The 19,426-nt window shown below is 36.5% G+C and carries 20 protein-coding genes and 2 pseudogenes; 17 read left to right on the top strand and 5 right to left on the bottom strand.

Annotated elements, in window-relative coordinates:
- Nucleotides 1-341: pseudogene (locus HMPREF9144_RS08840) on the bottom strand (hypothetical protein); the annotation flags it as partial.
- 262 nt (nt 342-603) lie between these two features.
- Nucleotides 604-735: pseudogene (locus HMPREF9144_RS13805) on the bottom strand (3-oxoacyl-ACP synthase); the annotation flags it as partial.
- Nucleotides 736-1,625: 890 nt separating this feature from the next.
- Between HMPREF9144_RS13805 and HMPREF9144_RS08835 the strand changes: the two are divergent.
- Nucleotides 1,626-3,617 carry a ComEA family DNA-binding protein gene (locus HMPREF9144_RS08835; RefSeq protein ID WP_040595433.1) on the top strand — a complete coding sequence of 664 codons (1,992 nt, stop codon included), beginning with the start codon at nt 1,626-1,628 and terminating at the stop codon, nt 3,615-3,617.
- 27 nt (nt 3,618-3,644) lie between these two features.
- Here HMPREF9144_RS08835 and HMPREF9144_RS08830 read toward each other — a convergent pair whose 3' ends face one another.
- Nucleotides 3,645-4,190 carry an isochorismatase family protein gene (locus HMPREF9144_RS08830; RefSeq protein WP_006045623.1) on the bottom strand — a complete coding sequence of 182 codons (546 nt, stop codon included), beginning with the start codon at nt 4,188-4,190 and terminating at the stop codon, nt 3,645-3,647.
- Between the two features lie 300 nt (nt 4,191-4,490).
- Between HMPREF9144_RS08830 and HMPREF9144_RS08825 the strand changes: the two genes are divergently transcribed.
- From HMPREF9144_RS08825 to HMPREF9144_RS08815, 3 genes are all read left to right on the top strand, one after another.
- A complete protein-coding gene (locus HMPREF9144_RS08825) occupies nt 4,491-5,327 on the top strand; it encodes an SDR family NAD(P)-dependent oxidoreductase (protein ID WP_006045622.1) in 837 nt (278 codons plus the stop codon).
- Nucleotides 5,324-6,826, top strand: coding sequence for a class I adenylate-forming enzyme family protein (locus HMPREF9144_RS08820; protein WP_006045621.1), 1,503 nt, complete (start codon nt 5,324-5,326; stop codon nt 6,824-6,826). The genes HMPREF9144_RS08825 and HMPREF9144_RS08820 overlap by 4 nt, the downstream gene beginning before the upstream one ends.
- Before the next feature lie 276 nt (nt 6,827-7,102).
- Nucleotides 7,103-7,423 (top strand): DUF3467 domain-containing protein, encoded by a 321-nt coding sequence (locus tag HMPREF9144_RS08815; RefSeq protein WP_006045620.1) that lies wholly within the window; start codon nt 7,103-7,105, stop codon nt 7,421-7,423.
- A gap of 708 nt (nt 7,424-8,131) precedes the next feature.
- Here the strand turns inward: HMPREF9144_RS08815 and HMPREF9144_RS08810 are convergent.
- On the bottom strand, nt 8,132-8,803 hold the full coding sequence (locus HMPREF9144_RS08810; protein WP_006045619.1) for a hypothetical protein: 672 nt from the start codon (nt 8,801-8,803) through the stop codon (nt 8,132-8,134).
- A 542-nt stretch (nt 8,804-9,345) separates the two neighbouring features.
- Here HMPREF9144_RS08810 and HMPREF9144_RS08805 point away from each other — a divergent pair.
- The 5 genes from HMPREF9144_RS08805 (at nt 9,346) to HMPREF9144_RS08785 (ending at nt 11,948) form a co-directional block, all read left to right on the top strand.
- On the top strand, nt 9,346-9,906 hold the full coding sequence (locus HMPREF9144_RS08805) for a hypothetical protein (protein ID WP_006045618.1): 561 nt from the start codon (nt 9,346-9,348) through the stop codon (nt 9,904-9,906).
- A gap of 78 nt (nt 9,907-9,984) precedes the next feature.
- Complete coding sequence (locus HMPREF9144_RS08800; protein ID WP_006045617.1) at nt 9,985-10,413, top strand: Imm44 family immunity protein; 429 nt, start codon at nt 9,985-9,987, stop codon at nt 10,411-10,413.
- A complete protein-coding gene (locus tag HMPREF9144_RS08795; protein WP_006045616.1) occupies nt 10,413-10,673 on the top strand; it encodes a hypothetical protein in 261 nt (86 codons plus the stop codon). Before HMPREF9144_RS08800 ends, HMPREF9144_RS08795 begins: the two co-directional genes overlap by 1 nt.
- 46 nt (nt 10,674-10,719) lie before the next feature.
- Nucleotides 10,720-11,034 (top strand): hypothetical protein, encoded by a 315-nt coding sequence (locus HMPREF9144_RS08790; RefSeq protein ID WP_006045615.1) that lies wholly within the window; start codon nt 10,720-10,722, stop codon nt 11,032-11,034.
- A gap of 218 nt (nt 11,035-11,252) precedes the next feature.
- Nucleotides 11,253-11,948: a DUF8188 family protein gene (locus HMPREF9144_RS08785; RefSeq protein WP_006045614.1), complete on the top strand. Its 696-nt coding sequence runs from the start codon at nt 11,253-11,255 to the stop codon at nt 11,946-11,948.
- 267 nt (nt 11,949-12,215) lie between these two features.
- Here HMPREF9144_RS08785 and HMPREF9144_RS08780 read toward each other — a convergent pair whose 3' ends face one another.
- Nucleotides 12,216-12,779: a hypothetical protein gene (locus HMPREF9144_RS08780; protein ID WP_006045613.1), complete on the bottom strand. Its 564-nt coding sequence runs from the start codon at nt 12,777-12,779 to the stop codon at nt 12,216-12,218.
- 433 nt (nt 12,780-13,212) lie between these two features.
- Here HMPREF9144_RS08780 and rpsL point away from each other — a divergent pair, with 433 nt between their 5' ends.
- The 8 genes from rpsL (at nt 13,213) to rplB (ending at nt 19,426) form a co-directional block, all read left to right on the top strand.
- On the top strand, nt 13,213-13,596 hold the full coding sequence (gene rpsL / locus HMPREF9144_RS08775; protein WP_006045612.1) for a 30S ribosomal protein S12: 384 nt from the start codon (nt 13,213-13,215) through the stop codon (nt 13,594-13,596).
- A 226-nt stretch (nt 13,597-13,822) separates the two neighbouring features.
- Nucleotides 13,823-14,299, top strand: coding sequence for a 30S ribosomal protein S7 (gene rpsG, locus HMPREF9144_RS08770; RefSeq protein WP_006045611.1), 477 nt, complete (start codon nt 13,823-13,825; stop codon nt 14,297-14,299).
- Between the two features lie 27 nt (nt 14,300-14,326).
- The gene (fusA, locus tag HMPREF9144_RS08765) at nt 14,327-16,444 is read left to right on the top strand and encodes an elongation factor G (RefSeq protein ID WP_006045610.1); all 2,118 of its coding nucleotides are present in this window, start codon (nt 14,327-14,329) and stop codon (nt 16,442-16,444) included.
- Between the two features lie 86 nt (nt 16,445-16,530).
- Nucleotides 16,531-16,836, top strand: a complete 306-nt coding sequence (gene rpsJ, locus HMPREF9144_RS08760) for a 30S ribosomal protein S10 (protein ID WP_004357736.1) — start codon at nt 16,531-16,533, stop codon at nt 16,834-16,836.
- 46 nt (nt 16,837-16,882) lie between these two features.
- Entirely contained in the window at nt 16,883-17,497 is a 615-nt protein-coding gene (rplC, locus tag HMPREF9144_RS08755) for a 50S ribosomal protein L3 (RefSeq protein ID WP_006045609.1), read from the top strand.
- Complete coding sequence (gene rplD, locus HMPREF9144_RS08750) at nt 17,497-18,126, top strand: 50S ribosomal protein L4 (RefSeq protein ID WP_006045608.1); 630 nt, start codon at nt 17,497-17,499, stop codon at nt 18,124-18,126. The genes rplC and rplD overlap by 1 nt, the downstream gene beginning before the upstream one ends.
- 21 nt (nt 18,127-18,147) lie before the next feature.
- Nucleotides 18,148-18,591 carry a 50S ribosomal protein L23 gene (rplW, locus tag HMPREF9144_RS08745; RefSeq protein ID WP_006045607.1) on the top strand — a complete coding sequence of 148 codons (444 nt, stop codon included), beginning with the start codon at nt 18,148-18,150 and terminating at the stop codon, nt 18,589-18,591.
- Between the two features lie 7 nt (nt 18,592-18,598).
- Nucleotides 18,599-19,426 (top strand): 50S ribosomal protein L2, encoded by an 828-nt coding sequence (rplB, locus tag HMPREF9144_RS08740; RefSeq protein WP_006045606.1) that lies wholly within the window; start codon nt 18,599-18,601, stop codon nt 19,424-19,426.

Raw genomic sequence — 19,426 nt, 5'->3', positions numbered from 1 at the left:
AGTTTTGTTGATATAACATTAAAACCGAATCCCGTACTTATTGAATAGTCTTTACGAGACATAGATAAAATCCGATTACCTTCAGGAATATTCGTCAATTTCAATTCTGTACCATCATCGGTAGCTCCGAATAAGTCGGTAGTCCAAAAAAGACGATTGCTGATATAATACTTAGATAGAAAACCGATGCCAAAGCCCGAACTGAATGAGTTTTCGTATGGATTGCCGATTTTTGTATAGGTTTGCAAACCTCCATATATGCCTAATTCCAATGTTTTCTTTTGGGCTGCTATAGGCAAAGTCAAAATTAGCGAAAATAAAATAATTGTAATCCTTTTCATATTTATTAAAAGTAAGTATTTTTTTTATTGAGAGATTGAATTAGTTGTTCTCTCTTTTAAACATTATCCATTGTTTCATACAGTTTCCCGAATTGCTCGGTAGGAATTGCTGCACTGCAGATAACTGCAACTTCCAAGTTCTACAACTTGTGTTTTTGATTTTCTTAAATGTATGCAAGTTATAAATTTAATATTTGTATTCCAATCTCTTTTGTTTTTATAAATTCCTTGCAAGGGACTTTATAAGTACAATGCCTAATTATCATATAGATAAAAATACTGTTCCATACGAGAACCTTCCACTCTCTGGCACAAGAAGAAGTATTTTTTCTTCTTGTTTTATTTCTTTTGTACGTATCAATTCGTCCAACGCCACATAAATAAAGATACGTCCGCATGGTCTTTTTTCAGAAATAATCTGAACGATTCATTAAGATAATGTCTCTTTTGCTTATACTTTCTTTATCTGTTTGATTTTCCATAATTTCATTATACTAGAATTAAAGCAGAACGTTTGCTCCGTATTGATAAGCGCAATATTAGGCAAATTATTTCAATCTACCAAATTTTTTTTCGATGATTTTTCTCCCAAAAGTTTCATTTTTCTCTCTTTATCTCACTTTACAGTGTAAGATAATTGATTATGAGCCTTTTTGATAGCATAATAACAACACTAAAGCTTAAGGTTCATTACAGAGAACTGTAAAGCCTTAAAAACAGTGCATTATATTTACTAAATGAGGCAAGCAAACTAATTAAATCTATAAGAAATTATGAAGTAGGCATTACGCACTAATATCTACTTTGTGAGTACCAGAAAACTAAAATAGCACTCACAGATATCTTATGTAAAAAAGATAGATATCTGAAACGTTCTTTACAGATATCTGAGACGTTCTTTACAGATATCTGAGACGTTCCTTACAGATATCTGAAACATTCCTTACAGATATCTAAAACGAAAGATGGCAGAAAGTAATAGTATAAACAGAAATATAAAGGCATTATGTTCTAAAGTTCAGTTTGGATTTAATTGTTCTGTAGCTGCAAGTTTCTCTACTTTATAAGTAACAACTTTTTTGTATATTGTTGAAATGGAAAACTAATATTAATATAACGGCAATGGAGAATGTTGCAATAGAAACAAATGTATAAACGTTAATTATTTTTCTACTCATTGCGCTTTTTATTTGTTGTTTTCATTATAATCTTATACCTTTGTGGCAGTGTTCATCGAAAAGTGGTGTGGCAACATACTAAACAAACAATCTTTTAACTTATAAAATGAGAAACTGTGTTTTGATGCTTATTCTCCTCTTGTGTTGCGTGGTAGCAAATGCACAAGAACAACATGCTTGGGAACAATTATATAGCGAATTGTTGGAAACGGAGGAGCAGGAGAATATAATGAGTGAAGAAGATTACGACTTGCTTTGTAGTTTGGAGATGCAACCTATAGACTTGAATAAGGCTACTCGTGAAGATTTAGAGCAGCTTCCCTTTCTATCTCCAACACAGATAGAAGATATTTTGGCTTACATTTATCAGTATCATGGAATGCGTTCAGTGGGTGAACTATTGATGATAGAGTCGCTCGATGATATACGCTGCAGATTATTGAGCCATTTTGTAACTATAAAGGTTGATGACGAACAACATTATCCTGCACTTTCTACTATATTGAGACGTGGAAAACATAATATTCTGTTTACAGCTAAAGTGCCTTTCTATACACGTGTAGGCGATAAAAGTGGCTATTTGGGCTATCCATATTCACATTCGGTGCGCTATAAGTTTTCTTATTCCGATTATTTCCAGGCAGGTTTTGTTGGTGCGCAAGATGGGGGAGAGCCTTTCTTCGCTAATAGAAATGCAATGGGCTACGATTATTATAGTTTTTATGTAGCTGTACGCAAATTGGGTTGCATTAAGTCAGCAGTTATTGGTCGCTATAAAGTACGTTTTGGGCAAGGTTTGGTTGTGAATAGCGATTTTAGTTTTGGAAAAACAATGTATCTTCTCTCACAAGGACGTTCTTTTACTAATATTCGTCCACACAGTTCACGTTCGCAAGCAAACTATTTGCAAGGTGGAGCCATAACGTTGGCTTTAACACATAATATATCGTTGTCGGCTTTTGCATCTTATCGTAGAAACGATGCAACACTTAATAGCGATGGTAGTATTCGCACACTTTTAAAAACGGGTTATCATCGTACCACTGTAGAACTGGAGAAGAAAAACAATTATTCTACAACGGCATTTGGAAGCAATGTGCAGTGGCATAGAAATGGGTTTCAATTAGGTCTGACTGCATTATATTCGCAGTTTAGCCGTCCATTATGTCCGAACACTGAGCAAAAGTATCGTACCGACTATCCACAGGGTTACAATTTTTGGAATGTTGGGGCTAATTATGGTTATATAAATTCGCGATGGAATGTGAATGGTGAATCGGCAATGAGTGGTAACGGAGCCTTTGCTACCTTAAATAGTGCATCGTTTCAGGCGTCAAAACAAGTAGCAATAACAGCTATTCAGCGTTATTACAGTGCTAAATATTGGGCTCTTAATGGAAATGCTTTTAGCGAAGGAGGACAAACACGAAACGAAATGGGATTATTGTTGGGACTAGCTTGGACCATAAATAGGTTTCTTACCGCAAATATCTATTCCGATTATGCTTATTTTGCAAAACCACGCTATTTAGCTTCGGTGGCAAGTTGTGCTTGGGATAATCTTTTCTCTACAGTATACACACATAACAACTTTTCGTTTTTAGTGCGTTATAGATTTAAGATTCGGCAGAAAGACAATGCTAATAGCACTCGACTGGCGAACGAATATATGCAGCGAGCACACTTTGCATTTATGTTCTCGCATCGAAACTGGGAGAATAAAATACAATTAGATATGGTTTCTGCTAAGTATAAAACCAATAGCGTGGGATATATGTTGAGCGAATTTATTACGTGGAAACCTTTTTCGTGGCTTCAAACATCGTCTAATATAGGTTATTTCCATACTTCCGATTTTGCTTCACGCCTGTATGTATACGAGCGCAGTATGCTCTACAACTTTAGTTTTCCTGCCTTTTATGGAAAAGGAGTGCGAGGAGCTATTTTCGTTAAAGCCAATTTACACAAGAACCTATCTGCACTGCTAAAGATAAGTAATACACATTACTTTGATCGTAAGCAAATATCATCAGGATTGCAGCAGATAAGCGGTTCTAACCTTACCGATTTAGAGTTTCAATTACAATGGAAAATATAATAGACGACTGCTCTGTTCAGCATGAATTCAGTTTCGTATAAATTCACTTAAAGCCGTGCCACCATCTAATGAGGGCGAATAAGTCTCAAGCACATTGAGCTTAATGTTGCCTATAACTTCTTTTAAGTCCTTAGCTGTGTTCAATACGCATATATCTCCAGCTAATCCACAAATGTCTATCTGCTCAATGTCCCACTTCTCCATTAATTTATTGAGAATATTTGCAGATGTTTCATTCTGCATAATAGAGTATTCGTCTTTTCCAATATTGGTTCCTTTATATAAAGGTGTAAATCCTCCTTCCTGTTGATTAAGAGCAACCAATAACGGTTGCCAAATAGCAGCACCTGTAGAGTGTTGTACACAATGACGCGGCCATAATCCTCCCTCATCAGCAAACGAACTGTGATGAAAAGGATGCCAATCTAAAGTAACTACTTTCAGACTATATGTATCACCATTTGTTTTTACATACGTTGCCAACGCATTCATAGCCTCTGCAGCATTTTCTACAGGGAGAGTACCAGTAATAAAATCGATCTGTGGATCGACAATTAGCAAAAGTTTATTCATCTTTTATTATCTTGTAAATGTGCTTTTGTAATAAAGCATCTTAAGAATATTAACGAATATAGTTTGCAAATATTTCCCTGTAATATAGAAAATAACAGTGCGTATATTAATTTATCATCAAACTGTTGTTAATGCATTAGCAAAATGTTGCCCATAGATACTCTCTAATTATAGAACGGAAGTGAGAAGAAATAAGAATTAATTTGTTGTGTTTCTGCTTTTCATATACAATATACAACGAAAACTTGTGTAATTGAGGAATAAGAGTTATGTTTGCAGTTGGAATATTAAGAAATAACAATGAGGCGAAGTATACTCAATCTCAGTAGGTTCTTGTTTTATCCAAAGCCCCGTGTAGACGAAACGCAGCTGAAATGTCGGTTCAAAGGACGATGGGTGGTAATTACAGGAGCATCGCGAGGCATCGGAGCTGCATTGGCTAAGCGACTAATGCGAGCAGGAGCGAACTTATATCTTGTGGCTCGTAGCGAGACAGAACTGCAAGCTTTGTGCAACGAAGCACAGACACTGAACTGTAAGGCAGTATGTTGTGCACTCGATTTGCGCGACCGTTCTGCCCTGAATTCGTTGTGCCACAACCTAGAACAACTACCTCAGGTAGACTATCTTTTCTGTAATGCTGGAAAGTCTATCTGCCGAAAGATAGCAGATGCCACCGAACGGCTACACGATTTCGATCGTACGATGGACCTAAACTATCGCTCTGTTGTAGCGTTGGCTTTGACTTTGTTGCCTGCTTTACGGCAGACAGGTGGACAGCTGGTTTATACGTCATCTGTAAGCTCTCTGTATCCGCCTGCTCCGGGCTGGTCGGCTTACCACGCATCGAAGTGTGCTACTAATGTCTGGTGTCGTACGGCAGAATGCGAATGGAAACCGTTTGGCGTTGGTGTCCATGTGGCATATCTACCATTGGTACGCACGGAAATGTCGATGGCTAACCCACATTATCGCTCCTTGCCTGCCTATTCGGCTGACGATGCAGCGTGCATATTGTTGCGGCTGGCTATGGGACACCACTTTTCCTACCAGCCTTGGTGGTCGCGTCTTACGGCTCCTGTTGCATGGGCGTTTGCTCCATTAGTTCGTTATTTCTATCAAAAGTCTGTTCTATGAAAAAGTCTCTCTTACATTCGTTGTGGCATTTGCACCTTATTACGCCACGTGGTATTGTGCGTTTGCTTAGCTGTTTCCTGCACGAAGGCATTACGTTGATGGCTGTTGTGCGCTTTGCTGTTTGCTACCATGCACACCATTGTGCTGTGGTGAGCGACAATCGGCACGTAGATTATCAAGAGTTCTACGCATTGGCGCAACGGTTGTCTCGTTTGCTCTACCATAATTACCATTTAGAAAGCGGACAGCATGTGGCACTGTTTTGTCGTAACCATCTTGTTTCAGCCTTGCTTTTGCCTGCTCTCTCGCGGTTGGGAGTCCACGTAAAGTTGCTAAACACCGACCTCTCGGACGAACAGTTGGCACAAGTAATGGGCCGTTCGTTCGCACTTTTTATCTACGATGAGGAACTTACACAGGCAAATAACTTGTATGCAATGTGTTCTATGGTATCGTGTGAAAAATTGTTGGAAAGTATAGAAACACACAATTTTGTTTGTAATACCACGCTGCCACACATAAAGCGAGGCGGGAATATCAGTGTAATGACGGGCGGTTCGAGTGGTAAATATAAGGAGGCAGCACGACAAACGGGTATTGTTCAGTTTCTGCCACCCTTCTTTTCGTTGCTTTGCGATTTACATATTGATAGCTATCGGAGCGTGCTGATAGGACTTCCTTTCTACCATGGTTTTGGTTTGGCTACGCTGCTTGTCTCGTTTGTCATGGGCAAGACTGTATGTTTGCTGCGTCGTTTCGATGCCGAAGAGGTGCTGAATGTTGTGGCAACAGAGCATATAGAGGTTATGCCAATGGTGCCTGCTATGCTTGCCAGATTATGGCAAGTGGAGTGTGCCGAATCTCGTTTGCGTTCGCTGAAGTGCATTATCAGCGGAGGCGATAGGCTCGATGTGTCGTTGGCAAAGCATACTATAGAACATATAGGACCTGTGCTTTACAATCTTTATGGAACGTCAGAGGCTGGCTTTTTTATGCTTGCTACACCGCAACAGCTTATTTACAACGGTGAAGTTTCTATTGGAAAACCTATTCGGGGAATGCAATGTGAAGTGCGCGATGCCGATGCTGAGGGTGTTGGAACACTGTGGGTGAAATGTAAGTGGGCAATGGTTGGACGGCAAAACTGTTGGCAGAGCACTGGCGACCGCGTGCTTCAGTTGCCCGATGGTCGTTTTCTACATCGTGGAAGAGCCGATAGAATGGTAGTCTGTGGCGGCGAGAATGTTTATCCCGAACACGTTGAGCAAGTATTGAAAGAGCATGCTTTGATAGTAGATTCAGTGGTTTACGCTGTTTCCGATGTTCGGTTTGGTTGTGTGCTTAGTGCGCAGATAGAATTGAAAGCAGGCGCTCTGCTCGCTGAAGACGATTTGAAAGAATGGCTCAGAGCAAGACTCTCTCGTGCTGAAATGCCCCATCATTTCCGTTTTGGCTCGATAGGAATGCTATCAACAGGCAAGCATTGTAGAAATATATAACACGCAGTAAATTAGTAGTTATAGTTCGTTAGTTTATGGTTTTTATTATAAACATTATGCTTTTACGATATTAATTTTGAAAGATATGAGATATGCGGTAATAGAATAAACTTTGTAGCTACCTTTCTTTTGAATGTTAATGTGTGCGACACTACGTTTTAGTTGTAGAAATATAAAATAGGAATGTTTCTTGCTGAATTGTCTGAAATGTATTATCTTTGCATAGCTTAGAACTTAAAGGTAAGTTTTATAAGCCATAATAAAAATAGAAACAACATGGACAACAATCAAAACCAACAAGGACAGCAGCTTCAGATAGATTTAAGTCCTGAAGTAGCAAAGGGAATTTATACGAATTTCCAAATTATCTCACATTCAAGCTCAGAGTTTGTGCTCGATTTTATTAGTATGCTCCCAGGTATACCCAAACCAACAGTAACTAGTAGAGTAATACTTGCACCAGAACATGCGAAGCGACTTTTAGCTGCTTTACAAGAGAATATAGTTAGATACGAACAAGAGTTCGGAAAGATTCAAATGCCTAATCAGCAACCAAGAACAGCAACACCTTTCGGACCTGTAAAAAACGACGCATAGAAAGAAGAAAACTATATATAGTTTTAATATCGCAATTATCCATATTTGTGGGTAGTTGCGATATTTTTTTGTATAATGTTTTTTATTTAGAACCAACAGTTGGTTTTAGTACAGTAGGAAATAGGTGAGCCCTTATTAGCAATGCCTAATGCTTATTCGCAATTCTAAAAAAATATCTTATATAGTTAGAAAAATCAATTAGATATTGGAGGCTCTTGTTTTAGATATCTGTAACGTTCGTCTCAGACGTCTGTAACGTTCGTCTCAGATATCTGTCAGTTGCGAATTAGATATCACAAAAAACAACAGCTGTTTAATTCTGCAACTAAACACGTAAGTAGTTATTAATATGTTTTATAAGTGTCTGAAAAACAATAAACTCTTCAGAGTATTGGTAGCTGTATAATTCTCACTAATTTATGGCGCAAAGCAATATGCCAATATATCTAATGAACATTGCCAGTAATATGGCGAACAAATTAGAATAGTAGTGGTGTTAAGTATATTCTTTCTTTATACTCTAACCTGGTAAACAGCTCTGAATAAAAGGAATTTATGTATCACCAATAATGTTTCACCAATATTACAGCGACCTCCATTTTAATCTTTATGTGTATTTGCTGTATTTGATTATTAAATTTTAATTCAGAGACATCAATCTAATCATTTTCAATAAGTTTTTGATGCTATGATGAAGCGCTTTACCATTTAATTTTCTTGGAATAAATACTTATAAAAGAGTTCTAATTCTTGTGTGTCCTGACCTAAAGTTTTCATTCTATTATAAATCTCTTTATATTTAGCTTCAACTCCCTTTGTGTTATTCTGCTTCTTTAATAAATACATAGCAACATAATCAGTATGCTTTATTAAGTATGCATCATTATCAACCAATAGAAACCAACTCTTTGCATAACCCACACTTTGTAATAACTCTGTCTGCCAATTATTTTTATTCTCCAGTTTCTCAAAAATAGAAAACCAAATAGAGAATCTTTCATTAAAATCGTTCAATGTTTGTTCGTCTTCTTTGAAGAGTCGCCAGTCAGTTAATCCATAGACATCTTTGTTAGAAGTTCTTCCTTTGAAAATGCCATCTATTACTTTATCAGTGAAATTACTTGGGTATTTTATACCAGGATTCTTCAATACCTTTTTTAGAACATTATTCACACCAGTAGAAATACTTTTGTTTTGCAACTTAAGTTTAAGATGCAATGAAAAATGTGTCTTTAGATTTGTTACGCAAATCTCATAGATGTATAAACTGTCTCCATTTCTTTTCACAAACTTGTTTGGCATTTTCAATTTAAACCCATCTTGCTCGAAAGTAGTTTTAATTGTTTCTACTATTTTGCTTATGATATCTTTCTTTTCCATATTCTATATACCTTAATTTCTCATAATGTAACATTTCATATTCTACATTGTATAGCAAAGATAACAATTAAAAATGAGAGCATCGCCTTTTGTGAATGTATTTTTTATGTGATGACTAATTAAACCGCACCAGGTTGGATAAGCTAGTATATAGGCGCTTGAATATTTGCAGTTGGAACGATGTTTATCAGTGTAGCGGCATTATACTTGTTCTGTTTTGTGTTATAAACTACTCTCCGTACAAGTAAACACTGTAGCATAAGTTTATCCGTTTGAAAAAGGAAATCTTTATTTACAGTAGTAACCCGTGAGATTGACGATAGAAAACAGAGTGGAACGGTTAAAAGGTTATACTTAAACTTTCAATATTAGATAGCAGTAGAAAAGTGCGAGTTGTATTTCTGAGATACTTAGAATGCTTTACTTGTTGGCTTGTTAGTTTTTTATTATTTTATGCAGTTTTCTAATATAAAAGACTACCTTTGTAGGGTAGAATAAATCTACTTATAGAAGTTAATCATAAATATAAATAGAAGAAAGTTATGAAAATATTGAAGCAGTTAGAAGCGATAATAGAAGAAGAAGGTTTAAACGAATCGGCTAAACAGTTTTATTTGCGTGAAATATCTGAACTCGATAAAGAGAAACAACAAGAAATTATAAATCTTGTTGATAAGATGGAACAAGCAGGGTTTAAAAATAATTTAGCTAGTGCCTTTAGTGAAGTAACAGAAGATATACCACAATTTGCTCGTATGACAGTCTTCAAAGAGTTACATAAAATATCGAGAGACATAGATGCTAATTGTGATTATGCAGATGACTTAGATGATGATGGCGATTGGGATAAACTATTCGAAAAGTTTAAAAATAATTTCTCGCAAGAAGATGCAGAGAAGTTCTTACGTATTTACACTAAGGGTGTAGTTGCACGCTTTTATGACTTTTTAGAAGAAGGTAATCCGCGAGCAGAAGAAGATGATTTGAATTGGGTTTTGCTTGAAACCAAAGAAGATGGAAGTCATAACGAAAGAGTGATACAGGGCTTTTGGGAAAATGATTTTGAAGAAGATGACTTTGATTGGGAAAGAGAAGACGACTAATTGTAATCGTTTATAATGGAAGGTTCGTAAAAGAAGATGAATATGTCTGCTGAAAATAAATGCAAACATTAATTGTATATGGATTTTTCGATAGTAACAGATACGGCTGGTGCAAGTGTTTCTGAACTTTCCTCAGACTTAAGAGATTTGCTGGTTGATAAGATAAATAAAAAGTACGAAAAGTATAATATCAGTATTGGTATTGCTATTCGTTGTTTGCCAGATTCTTATAGAAGACGATCGTTTGTTCGCTATACCAAGTCTGATAATTATTTAATAATAGATTTCTGCGTTTCTGTTGAAGAATATGAAACGAAGTATGCGGTGGAACAACAGTTTGAATTGGGGAAAACGTTTCTTCTATGGTTGGATAAGGGACTAATGAATGAGGCTTTCAGAAAGAATAATCCAGACTTTGATAGCAATTCTTTAAAAGAATATATTATAACATTAGGAAAAGAACATAGCTGGTTTAGTGATACTATAGACTGGAGTTTAGTTGAATAATGGATATTGATAAACTAATTACAGAAGCATTAGATAAAGTAAATAAGGAGATTGAAAATTCTAGAATAGGTAAAGATACTGATAGAGAATTACCTATAGCGATGTTACTTAATATAAAGTTGGAGCTAACAAAGATGTTGGAGATTTTGGATAAAACCAAATATCAACCTTCGTATCCAAGATTCTTACTTGATTATCCAGATACTAAATTAGCTGATATTTTATTAGATGTGTCATACAAGTATAAGAAGATGACATAGCTATGATTTAATAATACGGGTAACAAGAATTATAAAGTAATGTTGTATGTTAGAAGATATCAAGGTAAATAAAGATAAGTACTACACCGTTGGTTATTGTCCATACCTTAAACAGTATATGTTGGCAATAACAATTACTTGGGTTGCTTGGTATGAAAGATATTATTCAATTTCGGAAGACGAGTATAAATGGTTTGATAGTGATATAGATAAATTAAATCATTTGGTGGACGAATTATACCATTCGGGCGTGTCTAATTCTCGTTTTATGTTTTCAGAAAGGAACATTGAGAACAATTCTTTCCAGACCAAACTAATTAATAAGGTATTATCTCAAAAGGACCTTATAAAGAATCCCTAACGATAAGAAGAGTTTAAATCTGAAATGATACAGATATGTGATATAAACATAGACCATATTGATTCTGTGCCATTCGTCCATTGTTAACATACAAATCTGTGCAATATGCTAAAGGAAAACAAAAAAGAATTTTGCACTTGCTGGTGCTTACAGTTCAGTAATAAACAAAGATAGAGATATGAAACTTGGTGTATGGTATCGTTTATATTTGCTAAAGAATGAATAAGAAAAAGTTTTTGGCTACATTATCGCCTTTTTCTGTTGGAATATGGAGAGCTATTGGCTTTTTCATATTAGCTCCTCTAATCTATAATGTATATAGTTATTTTGCTAATACAGGTGCTACTGATAATTTACAATACTTGGAGACTTATATCAATGACTCAAAGAGTGTTCAGATAGAACTGCCACTTAATAGAGAGCAAATAGAAAGAAAGTATGTTGCTAATTATCGGGACAAACATAATAATCTTATATATTATTTTACGGTATCTTTTTATGATGCTAAAATGAAAAAATATATTGCGATATGTATGTTTGAAGGTATTGATTTCTTTAATCAAGAAAAACGTCGTGGAGACTTAGGTGCTGCAAGAATTAAATCGTATTTTAATCCAGGTAATGTCTTCTTAGTCCATATAAATAAAACTCAACTACGTGATTCTAAATACGGGACAAAAGAGAATCCTGTTCCAGCCTTTTGGTATAAATTCATCTCAGGAAGAGTTGAAAGACAAATAAAGAAAGATAATACTCCCTACGATCGCTCCACAAAGTCAATTCCTTACTTTGATGTTCAAGATAATGTTACAGCTGCAGAATATAAACTTTTCGTGGCGGAGTACCTTATTAGAGTCCTTGATAAGAAAGAGTTGGAGAGATTATATGGAAATGCGGTACATAGTGAGAGGTGATACCAGAATTTTATAAATCATCTAACTATTATAACCAGTTGACTTAACTTATTGTCTTTGCTTGGAAAGATATTTATAAATGAGTTTTAATTCTTGAATATCTTTCTTTAAAGCTCTAGATATTTGTTGAAAGAATATTAAATATAGGTATATAGGGAGTCCAGCGTATCTCCTGTTGCCTGCAAATAGTTTTATGGAGAGCTTGTTTACGGCGAGTTTTACATTGACTTATACAGAATTGGACTAAAACTAACTGCTTTATGTTTGTTATTTATGTTTAGACTTTGAGAAGTGCTTCTTATGGTTGATCCACACAATAAGTACGATAATACCCCAGCAGGCTACGAAAGCAAGCCACAAACACCAGTTAATAGAGAATACAGCTTCTTGAGTAAGTGCCGCTAATTCCGAAAAGCTTCTGCCCTGTTGAAGGAAGTTTATGAACATCAGAGCGAATAGTGCAAGAAACGCATTTAAGGAAACTGATACTATCATCTTTAATTTCCATTTAAAGGGAGCTTTCTTGCCTCCTTCATTGAAGTAACCTTTCCCTATAAGGAATATTGAATATAAGGCAGGAATAAGAATTAAGATAATTCCGCCAGGAACGCGCCAAATATACCAGTTTAGTATAACTGTTTTTAGGGGTAAATAATGATTAGTAGCCACATAAACCATAATCAATATCCCATAGGCTAACATCATTCCAAGAGAATATCTTAAGACTCCACTATTTATTTTGTTTAAACAAAGCTTTTTGAAAGCCCATAATATGCCTACCCAAACGAGCAATAACAGTCCACCAAGCAGAAAAGCAATAGTATGATTCATACTTACAATTTTAATTAAAAAGCTACATTCTCACTAAAGAAGCCCTATATAAAAGATTCTATCTGTAAAGTTACGAAGAACATTCTACCCCTACAATATTTTCAGCCACTTTTTTTTAACTGAACTTGAATATATATGTTTAAAGTATTTCTATGTGCTTGTATCCAAGATTTTTATTTTAGAGAAAATAGGCAAAAAATATTGTTAGATAGAGAATTGAGAAGTTAATGTATCGTAGTTATAGTTATATAATGTTAAATTATAAATATCACACTTTATTACTTCTATAATAATGAGTTGTTTTTTCAATAAAGTTTGTACCTTTGCACCTCGAAATGCCTTTATGCCTCATAATACATTATTATATAATAGGAGGAGAGGGTTTAAGATATTGACAATAAATAAAATAAATATAAAATAAAAAAGTACAATTATGCCTACTATTTCCCAATTAGTAAAAAAAGGTAGAAAGGTGATTGTAGACAAAAGTAAATCTCCTGCTTTGGACAACTGTCCTCAGCGTCGTGGAGTTTGCGTACGTGTCTATACAACAACACCTAAGAAGCCTAATTCGGCAATGCGTAAAGTTGCCCGTGTTCGTTTAACAAATCAAAAGGAAGTGAACTCATACATTCCTGGCGAAGGACATAATTTGCAAGAGCACAGTATTGTTCTTGTTCGTGGTGGTCGTGTGAAAGATTTACCAGGTGTACGTTATCACATAGTTCGTGGTACTCTTGATACCGCAGGTGTAGCAAGTCGTACACAACGCCGTTCTAAATATGGCGCTAAACGTCCAAAAGCAGCTAAAAAGTAAAATCTTTTAGGTTTCTTCTTCTCTGACTTGTAAGAGGAGAGAGGCTTCACAATGCGTAACGGTTTTCAATTTAACAATCGGTGATGGTTGATAAATAGAAGATCAAAAAGAAAAAATAAAGTTTTGCTGGAGATTTGTTAATAACAGGTTGAGTAAATGTTCAAGAGTGAATATTGAAGAACGGAAAGACGACAGCCTCCGCAGAATTGCTAAATTTTAAATAAAAATGAGAAAAGCAAAACCAAAGAAACGAGTGATCTTACCAGATCCTAAGTTTAATGATCAGAAGGTTTCAAAGTTTGTAAATCATCTTATGTATGATGGAAAGAAGAATATTTCATACGAGATTTTTTACGCAGCTCTTGACATTGTAGCCGATAAAAATACAGATAAAGAAAAGTCGGCATTAGAAGTTTGGAAACAAGCTCTTGATAATATAACTCCACAAGTGGAAGTTAAAAGCCGCCGTATAGGTGGTGCTACATTCCAAGTTCCTACTGAAATTCGCCCCGATCGTAAGGAAAGCGTGTCAATGAAAAATATGATAGCTTTTGCACGTAAACGTGGTGGTAAGAGTATGGCAGATAAGCTTGCTGCTGAAATTATGGATGCATTCAATAATCAAGGTGGAGCTTATAAACGAAAAGAAGATATGCATCGTATGGCGGAAGCTAACCGTGCATTTGCTCACTTCAGATTCTAAATGAAAAATAAAAGGTATTAAATAAAAATGGCAAGTCACGATTTACATTTGACACGCAATATCGGTATTATGGCTCATATTGATGCCGGTAAAACAACAACATCAGAACGCATATTGTTCTATACAGGTAAAACCCATAAAATTGGTGAAGTGCATGATGGTGCAGCAACAATGGACTGGATGGCACAAGAACAAGAACGTGGTATTACCATTACTTCAGCTGCTACAACTTGTAACTGGAACTATGAAGGGAAATCATATAAAATAAACTTGATAGATACTCCGGGACACGTAGACTTTACTGCAGAAGTTGAACGCTCTCTTCGTGTTCTTGATGGTGCTGTTGCTACTTATTCTGCAGCTGATGGTGTTCAACCACAGTCTGAAACAGTATGGCGTCAGGCTGATAAATATAACGTACCACGTGTAGGTTATGTTAATAAGATGGACCGCTCTGGTGCTGACTTCTTTGAGACAGTGCGTCAAATGAAAGATATTTTAGGAGCAAACCCTATTGCTATCCAGATACCAATCGGTGCTGAAGAAAACTTTAAAGGAGTAGTAGACCTTATTAAAATGAAGGCTATTCTTTGGCACGATGAAACTATGGGCGCTAAATATGATATAGAGGACATTCCTGCAGATTTACTTGATGAAGCAACAGAATGGCGCGATAAACTTATTGAAGGTGCTGCAAACTATGATGATGAAGTAATGGAACTTTATCTTGAAGGTCAAGAAGTTTCAGAGGAGAAGTTGATAGCAGCTATTCGTAAAGGCTGCATATCTATGGATTGCTGCCCAATGCTTTGTGGCTCTTCATATAAGAATAAAGGTGTTCAAACTTTATTAGACTATGTTTGTGCATTCTTACCTTCACCACTTGATACTGTTGCTACAATTGGTGTTAACCCAGAGACAGAAGAAGAAGAAGAACGTAAGGCTAGTATAAGCGAGCCGACAGCAGCTCTCGCATTTAAGATCGCTACAGATCCATTTATGGGACGTTTGGTTTTCTTCCGTGTCTATTCTGGTAAGGTTGTTGCAGGTTCATACGTTTATAACCCACGTTCTGGTAAGAAAGAGCGTATTAGCCGCTTATTCCAAATGAACTCTAATAAGGAGATTCCAATGGAATCAATTGACGCTGGCGATATCGGCGCAGGTGTAGGTTTTAAGGATATCCGTACTGGTGATACTCTTTGCGATGAAGCCCACCCAATAGTTTTGGAATCAATGACATTCCCTGATACCGTAATTTCTATCGCTGTTGAACCTAAGAGTCAGGCAGATATAGCCAAGCTTGATACAGGTTTGCAGAAGTTGGCAGAAGAAGACCCAACATTTACAGTGCGTACAGATGAACAGAGTGGTCAGACAATTATCTCTGGTATGGGCGAACTTCACCTTGATATTATTATCGACCGTTTGAAGCGTGAATTTAAGGTAGAATGTAATCAAGGAAAACCACAAGTTAATTATAAAGAGGCTATCACAAAGGCTGCACAAAGTCGTGAAACATATAAAAAACAATCTGGTGGTCGTGGTAAATTTGCTTGTATTGATGTTACAATTGAACCTAAAGACGAAGATTACAAGGAAGGCGACTTACAGTTTATCAATGTTGTAAAGGGTGGTAACGTTCCTAAGGAGTTTATTCCTTCTGTAGAAAAGGGCTTTAAGGATTGTTTGAGTAGTGGTGTACTTGGCGGATTTCCACTAACTGGATTGAAGGTTACTTTGACTGATGGCTCTTTCCACCCCGTAGACTCAGACCAATTGTCATTCGAACTTGTTGCACATCAAGCTTTCAAAAAACTTTGCCCACAAGCGGGACCTGTTTTGATGGAGCCTATAATGAAGGTTGAGGTTGTAACTCCCGAAGAAAATATGGGTGATGTTATTGGAGACTTGAATAAACGCCGTGGGCTTGTTCAGGGTATGGAAGAAGCTCGTAGTGGTGCACGTGTTGTAAAGGCTATGGTGCCATTATCAGAAATGTTTGGTTATGTAACTGCTTTACGTACTATAACATCTGGTCGTGCAACTTCATCTATGGAATATGATCACCATTCACCAGTTTCTAATAATCTCGCAAAAGAGATACTGGAAGAACTGAATGGGAATGCTGACCTTCTTAAATAATAAAGAAACTTTGAGGTCCTCTCATAGCGAATGACTCTTATGAGAGTACCTTTTAAAAAATTAATAAATTATAAATTCAAATCTATATGAGTCAAAAAATTCGTATAAAACTGAAGTCTTACGATCATCAATTGGTCGATAAGTCTGCTGAAAAGATTGTGAAAGCAGTGAAAGCGACAGGTGCAATTGTTAGTGGACCTATTCCATTGCCAACACACAAACGTATTTATACTGTGAACCGTTCAACGTTTGTTAATAAAAAATCGCGTGAACAGTTTCAACTTTCAGATTTTAAGCGTCTAATTGATATCTATAGTTCAACACCTAAAACTGTAGATGCTTTGATGAAATTAGAACTACCTTCTGGTGTAGAAGTTGAAATTAAAGTGTAATTACGTAATACGAAAAGAGAGATTAATTATTTAAAATTTAATTGAAATGCCAGGATTATTAGGAAAAAAAATCGGAATGACTTCCGTTTTCAGTGCCGACGGTAAAAATGTTCCGTGCACTGTTATCGAAGCTGGCCCTTGTGTTGTTACTCAGGTAAAGACAATTGAGAAAGATGGCTATAAAGCTGTTCAGTTAGGTTTTGGAGAAGCTAAAGAAAAGCATACTTCTAAACCACAACAAGGACACTTTAAAAAGGCAGGGACAACACCAAAGAAGCACTTGGCCGAGTTCAAATTTGATGAGGAATATAACCTCGGTGATACCATTACTGTAGAATTATTCAGCGATGCTAAGTTTGTAGATGTTGTTGGTACATCTAAAGGAAAAGGTTTTCAGGGTGTTGTAAAACGTCATGGTTTTGGTGGTGTAGGACAGTCTACACATGGTCAAGATGACCGTGCACGTAAACCAGGTTCTATTGGTGCTTGTTCATATCCAGCTAAGGTTTTCAAAGGTATGAGAATGGGTGGCCAAATGGGTGGCGATAGAATTACAACTCAGAATCTCCAAGTATTAAAAGTTATTCCAGAACACAATATTCTTCTTGTAAAAGGAAGTGTTGCTGGATGCAATGGTTCAACCCTTATAATTAATAAGTAATGGATATTAACGTATTAGATATTAAAGGTCAGGAGACCGGCCGTAAGGTTACTCTTAACGAGAATATCTTCGGAATTGAGCCAAACGATCATGTGCTTTATCTCGATGTAAAACAGTATCTAGCTGATCAACGTCAAGGCACAGCAAAATCAAAAGAAAGAAGCGAGCATACTGGCTCAACACGAAAATTAGGTCGTCAGAAAGGTGGTGGCGGTGCACGTCGTGGTGATATAAATTCACCAGTCTTAGTTGGCGGTGGTCGTGTGTTTGGTCCTACCCCACGTGATTATAGTTTCAAACTTAATAAAAAGGTTAAGGTGCTTGCGCGAAAATCTGCATTGTCTTATAAAGCTCAAGATTCTGCAATCTTGATTGTTGAAGACTTTGATTTTGATGCCCCAAAGACAAAAGAAATGATAAATATTGCTAAAAATCTCAAAATAGCTGATAAGAAAATTCTTTTCGTTTTGCCAAAAGCACAAAATAATGTATATTTGTCAACTCGTAATTTGCAGAAGACTCAAGTTACTACTGCTATGCAGGTAAATGCTTATAGTATTTTACATGCAGATGTTTTAGTTGTTACTGAAAGTTCTTTGAAGACGATTGATGAAATCTTAACCAAGTAAAAAGTAGGAGACAGATAAGATATGGGATTTATCATTAAGCCAGTGGTCACTGAAAAGATGAACGCTGTAACAGAAAAGTCTTCTGTTGATAAGACAATTAAGGTTGCAAACGAAAAATCGGCCAAGAAGCATAATGCTGTTGCCGAGACTCGCAACTACGTTGTAAAGAATAAACGTCATCCTGAGGGCTTGAAGAAAGAAAAAACAGTTTACTCTTATGTAAAGCAAGCACAGCCGAAGTATGGGTTTATTGTGAAGCCTGAAGCAAATAAATTTGAGATTAAAAAGGAGATCGAAGATTTATATAATGTTACAGTTTTAGAGGTGAATACTATCCGCTATGCTGGAAAACGTCAATCTCGTTATACGAAAGCAGGACTTGTTCGCGGACAGAAGAACGCTTTTAAGAAGGCGATTGTAACAATAAAGGCAGGCGAAGAAATTGATTTTTATAGCAATATTTAAATAAGAAATGGCAGTACGTAAATTTAAACCGGTTACCCCGGGACAAAGACACAAGATTATTGGTACGTTCGAGGATATTACTGCATCCGTACCAGAAAAATCTCTTGTTTACGGTAAACGTTCTACTGGTGGACGAAATAACACTGGTAAGATGACTGTTCGCTATATGGGCGGTGGTCATAAACGAAAACTTCGTTTTATCGATTTTAAACGAGAGAAAGATGGTGTTCCAGCTATAGTGAAGACAATTGAATATGATCCTAACAGATCTGCTCGAATTGCATTATTATACTATGCTGACGGTGAAAAACGTTACATTATTGCTCCTAACGGACTGCAAGTAGGTGCTAAACTAATGTCTGGTGCGGAAGCTGCACCAGAAGTTGGTAATGCTCTACCATTGTCAAGCATCCCTGTTGGTACCGTAATTCATAATATTGAGCTACGACCAGGTCAAGGTGCTTTACTTGTTCGTTCGGCTGGTAATTTTGCTCAACTTACTTCTCGTGAAGGTAATTACTGTGTTATCAAACTTCCTTCTGGTGAGACACGCCAGATTTTGTCAGCTTGTAAAGCAACAGTTGGTAGTGTAGGTAATTCTGATCATGCTCTTGAGCAATCAGGTAAAGCAGGACGCTCACGTTGGTTGGGACGTCGCCCTCACAACCGTGGTGTTGTTATGAACCCTGTTGATCACCCAATGGGTGGTGGTGAAGGCCGTCAGTCTGGTGGACATCCACGTTCACGTAAGGGTCTGTATGCTAAGGGTCTTAAGACTCGTGCACCAAAGAAGCTTTCAAACAAGTATATAATTGAAAGAGCTAACAAGAAGTAA

Origin of the sequence: Prevotella pallens ATCC 700821 (genome assembly GCF_000220255.1) — a bacterium.
Taxonomy (GTDB): Bacteria; Bacteroidota; Bacteroidia; order Bacteroidales; family Bacteroidaceae; genus Prevotella; species Prevotella pallens.
Note: the sequence above shows the minus strand (reverse complement) of the source record. Positions and strands in the feature narration are given on the sequence as shown.